This window comes from Mediterraneibacter sp. NSJ-151, assembly GCF_022487435.1.
Lineage (GTDB): Bacteria > Bacillota > Clostridia > Lachnospirales > Lachnospiraceae > Schaedlerella > Schaedlerella hominis.
In genome coordinates this window covers 35,561-49,940 of the sequence record NZ_JAKVPP010000002.1, presented here as the reverse complement: position 1 = coordinate 49,940, position 14,380 = coordinate 35,561, and the positions used below count along the sequence as shown (strand labels likewise).

Genomic DNA, 14,380 nt, shown 5'->3' with positions numbered 1-14,380 from the left:
TTAACATGAAAGAAAAAGAGGATTTCAAAGTGGTCGAAAACAGTACAAATGAATTGCAGATGAGAATAGAGGAAAAATATCGAGATCTCAGTAAAGGACAGAAACGTGTGGCGGAATATGTGCTGGATAATTATGATAAAGCAGTATTTTTGACTGCTGCGAGATTAGGAGAAGTAGTAGGTGTCAGCGAATCTACAGTGGTGCGTTTTGCAACACAGCTTGGATATAAAGGGTATCCGGAATTTCAAAAAGCATTAGAAGAACTGGTGAGGAACAGATTGAATTCTATTCAACGAATGAAAGTGACATATGGAAGAATTAGTCAGTCTCAAATCTTGGAAACGGTGCTTCAATCAGATATTGAAAAAATAAAACAGACATTGAATGGAATTGATCATTCAGCCTTCAATCAAGCGATTGATACTATTTTAAATGCAAGAAAAATATATGTGCTTGGTATTCGAAGTTGTGCACCATTGGCAGCTTTTATGAGTTTCTATTTGAATCTACTTTGTGATAATGTAATTGCGGTAAATACAAACAGTTCAAGTGAGATTTTTGAACAGCTGATTCGAATTGGAGAAGAGGATGTGATCATAGGGATCAGTTTTCCTAGATATTCTCAAAGAACATTGAAAGCATTGGAATTTGCCAGTAAACGCAAAGCAAAAATTATTACATTGACGGACAGTGTCCATTCACCGATAAATATATATTCTTCATGTAATCTGATCGCACGAAGCGATATGGCATCAATTGTAGATTCCCTGGTAGCACCATTGAGTGTAGTGAATGCATTGATAGTTGCATTATGTATGAAAAAACAGGAAGAAGTAATAGGGACACTTGAGACATTAGAACAAATTTGGGGTGAATACCAAGTTTACAGTGGAGATGAACTGAATCATATCGAGGATAATTCTGAAGTGTAAGAGTACCTGTTAAATGTGGTATTCAAAGAAATATAGAAGATAGGATAATGGAAGTATATGAGTAAAGTAATAGTTATAGGAGGAGGAGCAGCCGGAGCTGTTGCGGCAATTTTTGCGGCAAGAAACGGACATCGGGTAGAACTCTTTGAGAAAAATGAAAAAATTGGAAAAAAGTTATTCATAACTGGAAAAGGCCGCTGTAATGTAACAAATGCAGGAGATATGGATGCGCTATTTGATGCAGTAAAGAGTAATCCAAAATTTTTATACAGTGCTTTTTATAGCTTTACCAATGAACAGGCAATGGATTTTTTTGAAGAATTGGGTGTTCGATTAAAAGTGGAAAGAGGAAACAGAGTCTTTCCGGAGTCAGACCATTCGTCTGATATTATTCATGCATTGAAGCATGAATTAGAGCAATTAGGTGTAGAAATACATTTTTGTACGGAAGTAAAAGATGTGCTGGTGGAACATGAAAAGTTTACAGGCATTGTTTTGAAAAATGGGAAGAAAGTTTCGGGAGATGCCTGTGTTGTTGCAACAGGAGGAATTTCTTATGCATCTACAGGGTCTACGGGGGATGGATATCGTTTCGCAGAAAAAACAGGGCATAAGGTAACGAAATTATATCCATCACTTGTGCCTATAGAAGTAAAAGAATGGTATGCAAAGGAATTGCAAGGATTATCCCTTCGAAATGTCCGGGGAACCATTTTGGATGGCAAGAAGAAATTATATGATGAATTTGGCGAGATGCTATTTACACATTATGGCGTCAGCGGTCCAATCATCATCAGTGCAAGCAGTGTTGTTGGGAAAAAATTGCAAGATAAAGAACTTACACTGCAGATTGATTTGAAACCGGCACTAAGCAGAGAACAACTAGACCAGAGAGTTTTAAGGGATTTTGAAGAAAATAAAAACAAACAATTTAAAAACGCAGTAGATAAGTTGTTTCCGGCAAAACTTAAACCTATTATGATAGAGCTAAGTGGAATTTCGCCAGAGAAGAAAGTAAATGAAATTTCAAAGGAAGAGAGACTTTACTTTGTTGATCTGATAAAGAATTTTAAAATGACATTAACAGGATTGCGTAGCTATAATGAAGCAATTATCACAAAAGGTGGAGTAAGCGTGAAGGATATTGATCCTGGAACGATGGAATCGAAGAAAGTTTCGGGATTGTATTTTGCCGGAGAGGTATTAGATCTTGATGCATTGACAGGTGGATTTAATTTGCAGATTGCCTGGTCTACAGGATATTTGGCAGGAATTTCGATACAATAAATATTAAGAAAGAGGAAGCAAAAATGGGATATAATGTAGCAATTGACGGCCCGGCAGGAGCAGGAAAAAGTACGATTGCAAAGCTGGTTGCAAAAGAAAAAGGATATATTTATGTAGATACTGGTGCAATGTACAGAGGGCTTGCAATTCATTTTATAAAAAAAGGACTTAAAGCAGAAGATATAAAAGGAATCGTGGAAGCCTGCAAAGATGCAGAAGTGAGTATCGTTTATGAAAACGATGTACAGCAGATATATTTGAATGGTGAAAATGTAACAGCTATGCTTCGAACGGAAGAAGTTGGTAATATGGCTTCTAAAACATCGGCAATTCCGGCAGTACGCGAGAAATTATTAGAACTTCAAAGAACACTGGCAAGAGAAAAAGATGTTATTATGGATGGTCGTGACATTGGCACAAATATTCTGCCGAATGCAGATGTGAAAATTTATCTGACAGCGAGCGTTGAAACAAGAGCAACACGCAGGTACAAAGAACTTCTGGAAAAAGGAGAAAACTGTGTGTATGAAGAAATCGCGCAAGACATCAAGGAACGAGATGAACGCGATATGAATCGAGAGATTGCTCCGTTAAAACAGGCAGAAGATGCTATTTTAGTAGATAGTTCAGAAATGACAATAGATGAAGTTGTAAAAACAATCTGCAGCTATTGTAAATAGGAGGAGCTTATGGAAGTGATTCGTGCAAAAACCGCAGGATTTTGCTTTGGTGTAAAACGCGCAGTAGATACCGTATATGAACAATTAGAAAAGGCTTCGGAAAGTACAACGATATACACATATGGTCCGATCATTCATAATGAAGAAGTTGTAAAGGATATGAAACAAAAAGGAGTTATCGTACTTCAAAGTGAAGCAGAACTGGATGCGTTGACAGAAGGAACGGTGATTATTCGTTCACACGGAGTGGAGAAAGCGATTTATGACAAGTTAAATGCGAAAGGAATTAAGATTGTAGATGCAACCTGCCCTTTTGTGAAAAAGATCCATAATATTGTACAAAAAGAAAGCACAAACGGAAATTATATTATTATAGTAGGAAACCCACAGCATCCGGAAGTAGAGGGAATTCGTGGCTGGGCTGGTATAAAAGCTGTGGTGGTACAAACGAAAGAAGATATAGACAAGTTGATAATTCCGGAAAATGAAAAGGCCTGTGTTGTTTCTCAAACGACATTTAATTACAATAAATTTAAAGAATTAGTTGAAATTATTTTAAAAAAGAGTTATGATGTAAGTGTTTTAAATACAATCTGTAATGCTACAAAGGAGCGCCAGACAGAGGCACAACGCATTGCAGAAGAGGTGGATGCTATGATCGTGATTGGTGATAAACATAGTTCCAATACCCAGAAGTTATTTGAAATATGCAAAAACGCATGTAAAGATACGTACTACATACAGACACTTGACGATTTGGATATGAATCAATTAGGGTCAGTGGAAACAGTAGGTATTACAGCAGGGGCATCCACGCCCAACAATATAATTGAGGAGGTTCAAAATAATGTCAGAATTATCTTTTGAACAAATGTTAGATGAGTCATTCAAAACAATTCATAATGGAGAGGTTGTAGAGGGTACAGTTATCGATGTGAAACCTGAAGAGATTATCCTTAATATCGGATACAAAGCCGATGGTATTATTACAAAGAGCGAGTACTCAAATGATCAGTCTGTAGACTTAACTGAAGCAGTAAAAGTTGGAGATGCTATGACTGTAAAAGTGCTAAAAGTAAATGATGGTGAAGGTCAGGTGTTACTGACATATAAGAGACTTGCAGCTGAAAAAGGAAATGAGAGATTAAAAGAAGCTTTTGAGAACAAAGAAGTATTAAAAGCAACTGTAACACAGATTCTTGGCGGTGGACTTTGCGCAGAGGTTGAAGGTGCAAGAGTATTTATCCCGGCAAGTCTGGTATCTGATTCTTATGAAAAAGATTTGAGCAAATACGATGGACAGGAAATCGAGTTCGTGATCAGTGAGTTCAATCCAAGAAGAAACCGTGTTATCGGTGATAGAAGACAGCTTCTTGTTGCAGAGAGAGCTGAAAAACAGAAAGAACTTTTTGCAAAACTGAATGTTGGTGATGTAGTAGAAGGAACAGTTAAAAATGTAACTGATTTCGGTGCATTTATCGATCTTGGTGGTGTTGATGGCTTACTCCATATTTCAGAGATGTCTTGGGGAAGAGTTGAGAACCCTAAGAAAGTATTCCGTGTAGGAGATACAGTAAAAGTTCTTATTAAAGATATCAATGATACTAAGATTGCACTTAGCTTGAAATTCCCAGAGACAAATCCATGGGCTGATGCTTCAGAAAAATTTGCAGTAGGTTCAGTAGTAACAGGTAAAGTTGCTCGTATGACAGACTTCGGAGCATTTGTTGAGTTGACACCAGGTGTTGATGCATTACTTCATGTATCACAGATTTCAAGAGCACATGTAGAAAAACCTTCAGATGTTCTTGCAGTTGGACAGGAGATAACAGCTAAAGTCGTTGATTTGAACGAAGCAGATAAGAAAATCAGCCTGAGCATGAAAGCACTTGAGAGCACTGATGATTCTCAGGAAGCGACAGAAGAATAATTTTAGTTGTAAAAAGATATATACAATAGAAGAGGTCTGCTAGATCTTTTCGAATTCTTTGAAGAACGTAAAGGACCAGCATCCGTTAGGAGCTGGTCTTTTTTAATGCAAAAATGATGAAAAATTCACAATCTAAAAATGAACGAAATTAGCTTTATGTACATCAAAAGATACAAAGACTTATCAAAATATACTGGATTTTGTATACATAATTTAGTAAAATTGTGATTAACGTAAGGGAAAGGAGAAAAAAGAATGGGATTGTTAACATTTAAAGGTGGGATTCATCCAAATGATGGTAAAAGTCTTGCAAAAGATCAGTCAATTAAAGAAGTAATTCCAACAGGAAAGATGATTTATCCATTGTCTCAGCATATAGGCGCTCCGGCAACTGCAATTGTCGCAAAGGGAGATGCTGTGTTAAAGGGGCAGAAGATTGCGGAAGCAGGTGGATTTGTCTCAGCGCCAATCTATTCATCTGTATCAGGTAAAGTACTTGCATTGGAAAAACATTTGAACCCGACAGGAAACAGTGTGGATTGTATTGTGATTGAAAATGATGGTGAATATAATGAAGTGGAATATTCTTGCTCAAAAGCATTAGGAGAACTGTCAAAAGAAGAAATTCTTAACAAAATTGGCGAAGCGGGAATTGTAGGTATGGGAGGTGCAGGTTTCCCAACACGTGTTAAGTTGTCACCGAAGGAACCAGATAAAATTGAATATATTATAGCAAACTGTGCAGAATGTGAGCCATATATTACAGCAGATTACAGAAGAATGCTTGAAAATACAGAAGAACTGGTAAGTGGTATGCGTGTTGTATTGTCATTGTTTGAGAATGCAAAAGGAATTTTTTGTGTAGAAGATAATAAAAAAGACTGTATTGAAAAATTACAGGAAGCAGTTAAAGATGAACCTCGTATGGAAGTGCGCATTTTGCAGACAAAATATCCACAAGGAGCAGAGCGTCAGCTTATTTATGCTCTGACAAAGCGGGCAATTAATTCATCAATGCTGCCAGCCGATGCAGGATGTATTGTAGATAATGTGGAAACATTGGTGGGAATCCATAATGCGGTTATAAATGGAAAACCTTTAATGGAACGAATTGTGACTGTCAGTGGAGATGCTGTGGTACGTCCGGGAAACTTTAAAGTATTATTAGGAACAAATCATCAGGAAGTAATCGAGGCAGCAGGTGGCTTTAACTGTTCACCTGAGAAAGTAATTTCCGGTGGCCCGATGATGGGATTTGCAATGATTTCTCTGGATACTCCAATTACAAAGACATCGTCCTCTATTCTGGCATTTGAGAAAGATGTTGTTGCAGCAAGTTCTGAATCAGCCTGTATTAACTGTGGACGCTGTGTAGAAGTCTGTCCTAGTAGAATCATTCCGTCCAGATTGGCAGATTTTGCTCAGCGATTTAATGAAGAGGCATTTTTGAAATGGAATGGACTTGAATGTGTAGAATGTGGCTCTTGCAGTTATGTGTGTCCGGCAAAACGTCAATTGAAACAATCCATTGGTGCGATGAGAAAAATTGCACTTGCAAATAAGAGAAAAAAATAGAGAGGTGAAAGACAGTGAATGAACAGTTAAAAGTATCATCTTCTCCACACATTAGGGATAAGGTGACAACCAGCAACATTATGCTGATGGTAGTGATCGCACTGTTACCAGCAACTTTCTTCGGAATTTATAACTTCCGTCATGAACATGCATGGGTACTTGTGGTTGTTACAACTTTAACGGCGGTAGCTACAGAGTATATTTATGAGCGATTAATGCATAAAACTATTACAATCAAGGATTTTAGTGCAGTAGTAACCGGATTATTGCTTGCATTAAACCTTCCTCCTACACTTCCTGTATGGATGGGAGCTTTAGGCTCGATATTTGCAATTCTGGTTGTAAAGCAGCTTTTCGGTGGGCTTGGCCAGAACTTCATGAACCCGGCACTTGGAGCCAGATGTTTTCTTTTGATTTCTTTTACAGGAAAGATGACGTATTTTGTATATGATGGTGTAACAGGAGCGACTCCGTTAGCTGAATTAAAGGCGGGAGAAACTGTTAATACAATGAATATGCTTATTGGAAATATTCGTGGAACAATCGGAGAGACATCTGTACTTGCAATCATGATCGGTGCAATGTTTTTAATTCTTCTTGGGATTATTGATCTTAGAATTCCGGGTACTTATATTGTAACATTTGTGATTTTTATTTCTATTTTTGGTGGACATGGTTTTGATCCGCAGTTTATCACAGCACATCTTTGTGGTGGTGGTCTGATGCTTGGAGCCTGGTTTATGGCTACCGATTATGTTACATCACCGATTACAAAAAGCGGACAGATAGTATATGGTATCTGCCTAGGTGTGCTAACTGGATTATTCCGTTTGTTCGGAGGATCTGCAGAAGGAGTTTCTTATGCGATTATTATCAGTAACCTTTTAGTTCCATTGATTGAAAAGGTTACTCTTCCAAAACCATTCGGTAAAGGAGGAGAAAAATAATGAATAAGATTATAAAAAATACAGGGATTTTGATGGCAATCACATTGGTTGCGGGAGCACTTTTGGGTCTGGTATATGAAGTAACAAAAATACCAATCGCACAGGCTCAGGAAGATGCAAAACAAGAAGCCTATAGAACAGTTCTTGCAGATGCAGATACATTTGTAAATGAAGAAGGTTTTAAAGAAAGTAAGGCTCAGAAAATTTTGAATAAAGCAGGCTATGTAAGCGACGATATTTCAGAAGTTGTTGTCGGACAAGATACTTCAGGAGAAACTGTAGGATATGTTATTACTGTTACATCTCATGAAGGATATGGCGGAGATATTCAGATTTCAGTTGGTATTGAGACAGATGGAACAGTAAAAGGTATTGAAATGCTCTCTATCAGTGAAACAGCAGGTCTTGGTATGAAGGCGACAGAGGCTGATTTTAAAGATCAGTTTAAAGATAAAAAGGTTGAAAAATTCTCTTATACAAAATCAGGAGAAGAAGGCGATGATAAAATTGATGCATTGAGTGGTGCAACAATTACAACAAATGCAGTAACAAATGCAGTAGATTCTGCGTTGGCGTATTTTCAAGAAGAGTTAGGAGGTAGTGTAAATGAATAAATATACAGAACGTTTATATAACGGACTAATCAAAGAAAACCCTACCTTCGTGTTAATGCTTGGCATGTGTCCGACATTGGCGGTTACAACATCTGCTATTAACGGTGTTGGTATGGGACTTTCAACAACAGTTGTATTGGTGTTATCCAATATGTTGATCTCTATGCTTCGTAAAATCATTCCGGATTCGGTGAGAATGCCGGCGTTTATCGTGGTAGTTGCTTCTTTCGTAACAATTGTACAGTTTCTTCTCGAAGGATTTGTTCCAAGCCTTTATGACTCATTAGGGTTATATATTCCGCTGATCGTTGTAAACTGTATTATTCTTGGAAGAGCAGAAAGCTATGCTTCAAAGAATCCGGTTCTTCCATCCATTTTTGATGGACTTGGTATGGGACTTGGCTTTACAGTTGGTTTGACATCAATTGGTATCGTCAGAGAGTTAATCGGTGCCGGAACACTTTTTAATTATCAGATACTTCCGGATTCTTATCAGCCGATTACAATTTTCATTCTTGCACCAGGAGCATTCTTTGTTCTTGCATGCCTGACTGCATTGCAAAATGTAATGAAGAAAAAAGCAATTGCAAAAGGTGATCCGAATGCAGCAAAAATCGGATGCGGAGCAGGTTGTGAATCATGTGGAAAGCGTTTGGAGTGTGGTGGCAGTACTACAATAGAGACAGATAAGAAAGAGGAGGAACAGAAATGAAAGAATTATTGTTAATTGCAGTAGGTTCTGCATTTGTAAACAATGTCGTATTGAGTCAGTTCCTTGGAATTTGTCCGTTCCTCGGTGTTTCAAAGAACACAAAGACTGCGGCAGGTATGGGAGGTGCCGTTATCTTTGTTATTACAATATCTTCCTTTGTTACTGGTTTGATCTACAAGTTTATTCTTATTCCGACAGGCTTTGAATATTTACAGACAATCGTATTTATTTTAGTTATTGCAGCTCTGGTTCAGTTTGTAGAAATGTTTTTGAAGAAGGTTATGCCTCCACTATATAACGCACTTGGAGTATTTCTTCCATTGATTACAACAAACTGTGCGGTTTTAGGTGTTGCGTTGACAAATGTGCAGAAATCTTATTCAATTTTAGAAGGTGTTGTAAATGGAATTGCAACAGCATTTGGATTCCTTGTCTCAATTGTATTGATGGCAGGTATTCGTGAAAAAATTGAATACAATGATATTCCGGAAGCATTTAAAGGAACACCAATCGTGCTTGTAACTGCAGGATTGATGGCGATAGCATTTTTTGGCTTCTCAGGATTGATTTAGGAGGGAAAATATGATTACAGGTATTATACTGGCAGCCGTTATTGTCGGCGGAACAGGATTGTTCATCGGTGTTTTCCTTGGAGTGTCTGGGAAAAAATTTGCCGTTGAAGTAGATGAACGTGAAGAAGCAATTCTCGGTGTACTCCCGGGAAATAACTGCGGTGGTTGCGGGTATGCAGGATGTTCAGGTCTTGCAGCAGCAATTGTAGCAGGAGAGGCAGAAGTAAGCGGATGTCCTGTTGGTGGTTCTCCGGTTGCAGTCAAGATAGGTGAAATCATGGGTGTTTCAGCAGACGGACAGGAAAAAATGACAGCATTTGTAAAATGCGCGGGAACTTGCGAGAAAGCACAAGATGAGTATGAGTATCATGGAGTGAGAGACTGTGTTATGGTTAATATGATGCAGGATGCCGGACCAAAAGGCTGTGATTACGGATGTCTTGGGTTTGGAAACTGTGTGAAGGCATGTCCATTTGATGCAATCCATATTGTAAATGGAATTGCAGTGGTAGATAAAGAAAAATGTAAGGCATGTGGAAAATGTATTGCTGCATGTCCAAAAAAATTGATTGAACTTGTTCCATACAAACAGCAGACATTTGTACAGTGCAATTCTAATGATAAAGGAAAAGCCCTGATGGATGTCTGTGCAGTAGGGTGTATTGGATGTAAGCTGTGTGAGAAAAACTGTGAAGCAGGAGCTATAACAGTTACAAATTTCCTGGCACATATTGATGCATCTAAATGTACTAATTGCGGAGTTTGTGCAGATAAATGTCCACGAAAAGTCATTGTTCCGAGAAAAATTCCGGTATCTTAATAGATTTGTAATTAAAATAATAGAAAGAATAAAAAAGTCTTTGCCATATAAGGTAAAGACTTTTATTCTTTCTATTATTCTACTGTAAGAAGTTTGTAATCAGATGTAATAAAAATAGCTTTTATGTTATCTAACTGTTTGATTAATTTAGAGGCATCTTCGTAGCCAAGAGCATAGCAGGTCGTACTAAGGGCATCGCCATCTACAGAGTTGTCAGAAATAATAGTTACTTGATAAAGATCATTTTGACATGGATAACCGGTAGAAGTATCCAGTATATGATGGTAAATGGTGTCGCCTACTTTGAAATAGCGTTCATAATTACCGGAAGATACAACGGACCTATCTGTAATTTCAAGTTGTGTGATAGGTTCATTTTGTTTGTCAAAAGGTTTTTGGATTCCGATATGAAAAGGCTGTCCATCGTAACGATTGCCTACTGCCAAAATATTTCCTCCTAGATTAATCAAGGCGTGATGGACGTTCATACTGAGTAAATATTCCTTTAAACGATCAGCAATATATCCTTTGGCAATTCCTCCTAAGTCAATTTGTGCTTCTGGATCTAATAATGTTACAGAATTGCCATTGAGGACAATATTTTGATACCCTACATGAGTTAATGCATTGGAAATGTCTTCGTTGTTTGGTAGTGTTCCACTGTGTTCACCATTAAAGTCCCAAAGTTTACTGACAGGAGCAATTGTAATATCAAATTTCCCATTTGAAAGTTTACAGTAATACAAAGCAGTTTTTAGAATATCGATGGTTTCATCAGATACATTGACAGGATTTCCATGTGCGGAATTAATCTGAGCAATTTCACTTGTTGGAATTTCTGTGCTGAATTTATTTTCATATTCCTGACACATTTCTTTGCAGTTTTCTAACACATCAGGGGCTGCATCCCATGCCTGGATTTGAATGACGGTATCAAAATAAACACCAGATACTTGAATAAGTTCCTCTTTTTTTGGCGAAGTACAACCCAAAATCGAACAAAAAGTAAAAAAAGTAAGTAACAATGCGATATATTTTTTCATATGCACCTCAAATTCTATTTCTTTATTGTATAATATAAAAAATACACTTTATTATAACGGAAAACAGAAGGTTATACAATCGAACATGTGGTTGCATTTCTGAAAATGCTGTGCTATGATGGTATGCAAGAGGTAGAGTATGAAGAAAAAAGATTGGATATTGATTACTGTGATTCTTGCGATTGCAGGGATTTTTTTTGTCCTACATATAACAAGCGGCAGGACAATACAGGGAAAAGCAGAAGTATATGTGGCCGGCAAAATATATGGTACTTATGATCTTTCCAAGGAACAAAAGATTGTTATACAAGATTCGAATGTATTAATGATAAAAGACGGGAGGGCACAGATGGAAAGTGCAGATTGTCCGGATCAGATATGTGTAAGGCAGAAAGCTATTTCGAAAGAAGGCGAAAGCATTATTTGTCTGCCTAATAAAGTAGTTGTGTCGATTGTTGGTGGAGAAGAGAAAGAATTAGATGCTGTAACGAACTAGAAGGAGGCTGGCAATATGAAGAACAGAGTGGCTTATTTTGGTGTTTTTACGGCACTTGCTTTGATGTTTAGTTACATTGAAACTATGATACCTATTCGATTTGGAGTTCCCGGTATTAAATTGGGGTTTGCTAATATAATGATCGTAATTATGCTTTATAAAGGCAGTGCTAAGGAGGCTTTATTACTTTCAATTGTTAGAATTATGCTCTCAGGTTTTTTATTTGGTAATTTATCAAGTATTTTATATAGCATTGCCGGAGGTGTATTAAGTCTGGGAATTATGACGCTGTTAAAGAAGCAAGGCGGCTTTAGTGTAATTGGAGTCAGTGTAGCTGGCGGTGTGAGTCATAATGTAGGTCAGCTCATTGTTGCTATGCTGGTGGTTGAGACATATCAAGTGGGATATTATTTCCCTGTGTTACTTGTAGCAGGTGTTTTAACCGGATTGGGAATAGGAGTTGTATCACAAGAAGTTTTAAAGCGTATCAGGAACATTTGTTTTGAATAGAGGAAAAAGGAGTTCTATTTATATGATTTCTTATATAAGAGGAGAATTGGTAGCAGTTGAGAAAGATAAAATAGTGGTGGATGTGAATGGTGTAGGATGGGGAATTTATATGCCGGAACAGACAATGGGACGTTTACCGTCAATTGGCGAAGAAGTAAAAATTCACACCTATCTGAATGTGCGTGAAGATGCGATGCAGTTATATGGATTTTGCACGAGAGATGATTTGGAAATTTTTAAATTAGTTATAGGAGTAAGTGGTATAGGTCCGAAAGGCGGATTAAATATTCTATCAAGTTTATCAGCAGATGATCTTCGATTTGCAGTGCTGTCTGGGGATGCAAAAGCGATATCAGCAGCACCTGGAATTGGGAAGAAGACGGCAGAAAAGTTGATCATTGAATTGAAAGACAAATTGAATTTAGAAGAAGTATTAGAAAACAAGGCGAATGGGGATGGCTTTCAGGAGTCAAATACATCAGGCGGTACAAGTGAAATCCAATCAGAAGCGGTTCAGGCATTGGTTGCGCTTGGGTATGGAAGTACGGAAAGTCTTCGGGCGGTCAAGAAAGTATCAGCAAAATGCGAGACAGTTGAGGATGTGTTGAAGGCGGCACTTAAAAATTTGTTTTAGAACGGCTGATGTTATTATATTACCAAAGCACATATAAGCACTGGTCAAAATCTAAATACCGGCAAAAGCAATGACAGAGGGATAATATGGGAAAACGAATTATTACAACGGAAAATCTGGAAGAAGATATAAAAATAGAAAATAATTTGAGGCCACAGTATTTGAAAGACTATATTGGTCAGGAAAAAGCAAAGAAAACACTGGAGATCTATATTAAAGCAGCAAAAGAACGTGGAGACGCCTTAGATCATGTGTTATTTTATGGTCCTCCGGGGCTTGGAAAGACAACACTTGCTGGTATTATTGCAAATGAAATGGGTGTTAATATAAAGATTACATCTGGTCCTGCTATCGAAAAACCTGGAGAGATGGCAGCAATTCTGAATAATCTGCAAGAAAATGATATTTTATTTGTTGATGAGATTCATAGATTAAATCGGCAGGTTGAAGAAGTTCTTTATCCGGCAATGGAAGATTATGCAATTGATATCATGATCGGAAAAGGGGCATCAGCAAGATCTATCCGCTTAGATCTTCCTAAATTTACATTAGTAGGTGCAACAACAAGAGCAGGAATGCTAACAGCACCCTTGAGAGATCGTTTTGGAGTTATTCATCATCTGGAATTATATACAGAAGAAGAATTAACTACGATTATATTGCGTTCAGCAAAGGTGTTGGAAGTTGAAATAGAAGAAAGCGGAGCTGTGGAGTTGGCAAAGCGTTCAAGAGGAACTCCGCGTCTTGCTAATCGTTTATTAAAACGAGTACGAGATTTTGCACAAGTAAAATATGATGGAGTGATTACAGAGGAAGTGGCAAATTACGCACTGAATTTGTTAGATGTTGATACGTATGGACTAGATCACATAGACCGAATGATCTTACTTACAATGATTGAAAAATTCCAAGGTGGACCGGTAGGACTTGAAACTTTGGCTGCATCTATAGCAGAAGATGCGGGAACACTGGAAGATGTATATGAACCATATCTCTTGAAAAATGGATTTATACAGAGAACTCCGAGAGGAAGAGTTGTGACGGAGTTGGCATATAAACATCTTGGGATTGAGATATAATTTAAAAAATGGTTGGTTTTTGTGTTTATATAGTTTATAATAGCAATGAAGAAACGCAAGGAGGAAGCTATGAGTTCAGCAAAACATTTTACAGAAGTTTTAATAGGTGGAAAAGTATATACGTTAAGTGGATTTGAGGGAGAAGAGTATTTACAAAAAGTATCTTCTTATCTGAACCATAAAATTACAGAATGCACGAACAGTGAAGGATATCGAAAACAGAGTGCAGATACAAGAAATGTGCTCCTTGCTCTGAATATTGCAGATGATTATTTTAAAGCAAAAAAACAGGGCGATTCGCTGGAGAGTGATATTGAACTGAAAGATAAAGAGATGTATGATTTAAAACATGAGTTGATTTCTGTTCAGATTAAGCTGGAGAATGCAGAAAAAGAACTGGCGAAGATGAAAGAAGAGAATAATGATCTGCAGATGCAGATTGTAAAATTGGAAACTGAGATGAAGAATCACAGAAAGTAAAATATAGTAGGCTGTCTGGTTCAGACAGCCTATTTAATATATCAACCATATATTGATATAGAAAAGGGA

The 14,380-nt window shown here is 37.4% G+C and carries 17 protein-coding genes; 16 read left to right on the top strand and 1 reads right to left on the bottom strand.

The window, feature by feature from the left end:
* Nucleotides 1–59: 59 nt before the first annotated feature.
* The 11 genes from LQE94_RS02165 (at nt 60) to LQE94_RS02115 (ending at nt 10,069) form a co-directional block, all read left to right on the top strand.
* Complete coding sequence (locus LQE94_RS02165; RefSeq protein ID WP_442920067.1) at nt 60–932, top strand: MurR/RpiR family transcriptional regulator; 873 nt, start codon at nt 60–62, stop codon at nt 930–932.
* A 57-nt stretch (nt 933–989) separates the two neighbouring features.
* Nucleotides 990–2,219: an NAD(P)/FAD-dependent oxidoreductase gene (locus LQE94_RS02160; RefSeq protein ID WP_240576887.1), complete on the top strand. Its 1,230-nt coding sequence runs from the start codon at nt 990–992 to the stop codon at nt 2,217–2,219.
* Between the two features lie 23 nt (nt 2,220–2,242).
* Entirely contained in the window at nt 2,243–2,899 is a 657-nt protein-coding gene (cmk, locus tag LQE94_RS02155) for a (d)CMP kinase (protein WP_240576886.1), read from the top strand.
* A gap of 9 nt (nt 2,900–2,908) precedes the next feature.
* Nucleotides 2,909–3,766 carry a 4-hydroxy-3-methylbut-2-enyl diphosphate reductase gene (ispH, locus tag LQE94_RS02150; RefSeq protein ID WP_240576885.1) on the top strand — a complete coding sequence of 286 codons (858 nt, stop codon included), beginning with the start codon at nt 2,909–2,911 and terminating at the stop codon, nt 3,764–3,766.
* Entirely contained in the window at nt 3,747–4,829 is a 1,083-nt protein-coding gene (gene rpsA, locus LQE94_RS02145) for a 30S ribosomal protein S1 (RefSeq protein WP_240576884.1), read from the top strand. Before ispH ends, rpsA begins: the two co-directional genes overlap by 20 nt.
* A gap of 255 nt (nt 4,830–5,084) precedes the next feature.
* Entirely contained in the window at nt 5,085–6,404 is a 1,320-nt protein-coding gene (gene rsxC, locus LQE94_RS02140) for an electron transport complex subunit RsxC (protein ID WP_240576883.1), read from the top strand.
* Between the two features lie 14 nt (nt 6,405–6,418).
* Nucleotides 6,419–7,351, top strand: coding sequence for an RnfABCDGE type electron transport complex subunit D (locus LQE94_RS02135; RefSeq protein ID WP_022076461.1), 933 nt, complete (start codon nt 6,419–6,421; stop codon nt 7,349–7,351).
* Nucleotides 7,351–7,965, top strand: coding sequence for an RnfABCDGE type electron transport complex subunit G (locus LQE94_RS02130; protein ID WP_022076460.1), 615 nt, complete (start codon nt 7,351–7,353; stop codon nt 7,963–7,965). The genes LQE94_RS02135 and LQE94_RS02130 overlap by 1 nt, the downstream gene beginning before the upstream one ends.
* Nucleotides 7,958–8,677 (top strand): electron transport complex subunit RsxE, encoded by a 720-nt coding sequence (gene rsxE, locus LQE94_RS02125; RefSeq protein ID WP_022076459.1) that lies wholly within the window; start codon nt 7,958–7,960, stop codon nt 8,675–8,677. The genes LQE94_RS02130 and rsxE overlap by 8 nt, the downstream gene beginning before the upstream one ends.
* Nucleotides 8,674–9,249 (top strand): electron transport complex protein RnfA, encoded by a 576-nt coding sequence (locus LQE94_RS02120; RefSeq protein WP_022076458.1) that lies wholly within the window; start codon nt 8,674–8,676, stop codon nt 9,247–9,249. Before rsxE ends, LQE94_RS02120 begins: the two co-directional genes overlap by 4 nt.
* Nucleotides 9,250–9,259: 10 nt before the next feature.
* Nucleotides 9,260–10,069, top strand: a complete 810-nt coding sequence (locus tag LQE94_RS02115) for an RnfABCDGE type electron transport complex subunit B (protein WP_186864869.1) — start codon at nt 9,260–9,262, stop codon at nt 10,067–10,069.
* A gap of 74 nt (nt 10,070–10,143) precedes the next feature.
* Here LQE94_RS02115 and LQE94_RS02110 read toward each other — a convergent pair whose 3' ends face one another.
* Nucleotides 10,144–11,112, bottom strand: a complete 969-nt coding sequence (locus LQE94_RS02110; RefSeq protein WP_118723726.1) for an FAD:protein FMN transferase — start codon at nt 11,110–11,112, stop codon at nt 10,144–10,146.
* 139 nt (nt 11,113–11,251) lie between these two features.
* Between LQE94_RS02110 and LQE94_RS02105 the strand changes: the two genes are divergently transcribed.
* From LQE94_RS02105 to zapA, 5 genes are all read left to right on the top strand, one after another.
* On the top strand, nt 11,252–11,608 hold the full coding sequence (locus LQE94_RS02105) for a NusG domain II-containing protein (protein WP_118723725.1): 357 nt from the start codon (nt 11,252–11,254) through the stop codon (nt 11,606–11,608).
* 15 nt (nt 11,609–11,623) lie between these two features.
* The gene (locus tag LQE94_RS02100) at nt 11,624–12,118 is read left to right on the top strand and encodes a Gx transporter family protein (protein ID WP_118723724.1); all 495 of its coding nucleotides are present in this window, start codon (nt 11,624–11,626) and stop codon (nt 12,116–12,118) included.
* Between the two features lie 22 nt (nt 12,119–12,140).
* Nucleotides 12,141–12,752 carry a Holliday junction branch migration protein RuvA gene (gene ruvA, locus LQE94_RS02095; RefSeq protein WP_118723723.1) on the top strand — a complete coding sequence of 204 codons (612 nt, stop codon included), beginning with the start codon at nt 12,141–12,143 and terminating at the stop codon, nt 12,750–12,752.
* Between the two features lie 86 nt (nt 12,753–12,838).
* Nucleotides 12,839–13,831, top strand: a complete 993-nt coding sequence (ruvB, locus tag LQE94_RS02090; protein ID WP_022076452.1) for a Holliday junction branch migration DNA helicase RuvB — start codon at nt 12,839–12,841, stop codon at nt 13,829–13,831.
* A 69-nt stretch (nt 13,832–13,900) separates the two neighbouring features.
* On the top strand, nt 13,901–14,311 hold the full coding sequence (zapA, locus tag LQE94_RS02085) for a cell division protein ZapA (RefSeq protein ID WP_022076451.1): 411 nt from the start codon (nt 13,901–13,903) through the stop codon (nt 14,309–14,311).
* Nucleotides 14,312–14,380 lie beyond the last annotated feature (69 nt).

What these genes read in the sequence shown, in the direction of transcription:
- LQE94_RS02110 (WP_118723726.1), bottom strand. Translation starts at nt 11,112, where the DNA reads ATGAAAAAATATATCGCATTGTTACTTACTTTTTTTACTTTTTGTTCG.
- LQE94_RS02120 (WP_022076458.1), top strand. Translation starts at nt 8,674, where the DNA reads ATGAAAGAATTATTGTTAATTGCAGTAGGTTCTGCATTTGTAAACAAT.
- LQE94_RS02105 (WP_118723725.1), top strand. Translation starts at nt 11,252, where the DNA reads ATGAAGAAAAAAGATTGGATATTGATTACTGTGATTCTTGCGATTGCA.
- ruvB (WP_022076452.1), top strand. Translation starts at nt 12,839, where the DNA reads ATGGGAAAACGAATTATTACAACGGAAAATCTGGAAGAAGATATAAAA.
- ruvA (WP_118723723.1), top strand. Translation starts at nt 12,141, where the DNA reads ATGATTTCTTATATAAGAGGAGAATTGGTAGCAGTTGAGAAAGATAAA.
- LQE94_RS02165 (WP_442920067.1), top strand. Translation starts at nt 60, where the DNA reads ATGAGAATAGAGGAAAAATATCGAGATCTCAGTAAAGGACAGAAACGT.
- LQE94_RS02130 (WP_022076460.1), top strand. Translation starts at nt 7,351, where the DNA reads ATGAATAAGATTATAAAAAATACAGGGATTTTGATGGCAATCACATTG.
- rsxE (WP_022076459.1), top strand. Translation starts at nt 7,958, where the DNA reads ATGAATAAATATACAGAACGTTTATATAACGGACTAATCAAAGAAAAC.
- LQE94_RS02160 (WP_240576887.1), top strand. Translation starts at nt 990, where the DNA reads ATGAGTAAAGTAATAGTTATAGGAGGAGGAGCAGCCGGAGCTGTTGCG.
- ispH (WP_240576885.1), top strand. Translation starts at nt 2,909, where the DNA reads ATGGAAGTGATTCGTGCAAAAACCGCAGGATTTTGCTTTGGTGTAAAA.
- LQE94_RS02100 (WP_118723724.1), top strand. Translation starts at nt 11,624, where the DNA reads ATGAAGAACAGAGTGGCTTATTTTGGTGTTTTTACGGCACTTGCTTTG.
- zapA (WP_022076451.1), top strand. Translation starts at nt 13,901, where the DNA reads ATGAGTTCAGCAAAACATTTTACAGAAGTTTTAATAGGTGGAAAAGTA.
- LQE94_RS02115 (WP_186864869.1), top strand. Translation starts at nt 9,260, where the DNA reads ATGATTACAGGTATTATACTGGCAGCCGTTATTGTCGGCGGAACAGGA.
- cmk (WP_240576886.1), top strand. Translation starts at nt 2,243, where the DNA reads ATGGGATATAATGTAGCAATTGACGGCCCGGCAGGAGCAGGAAAAAGT.
- rsxC (WP_240576883.1), top strand. Translation starts at nt 5,085, where the DNA reads ATGGGATTGTTAACATTTAAAGGTGGGATTCATCCAAATGATGGTAAA.
- rpsA (WP_240576884.1), top strand. Translation starts at nt 3,747, where the DNA reads ATGTCAGAATTATCTTTTGAACAAATGTTAGATGAGTCATTCAAAACA.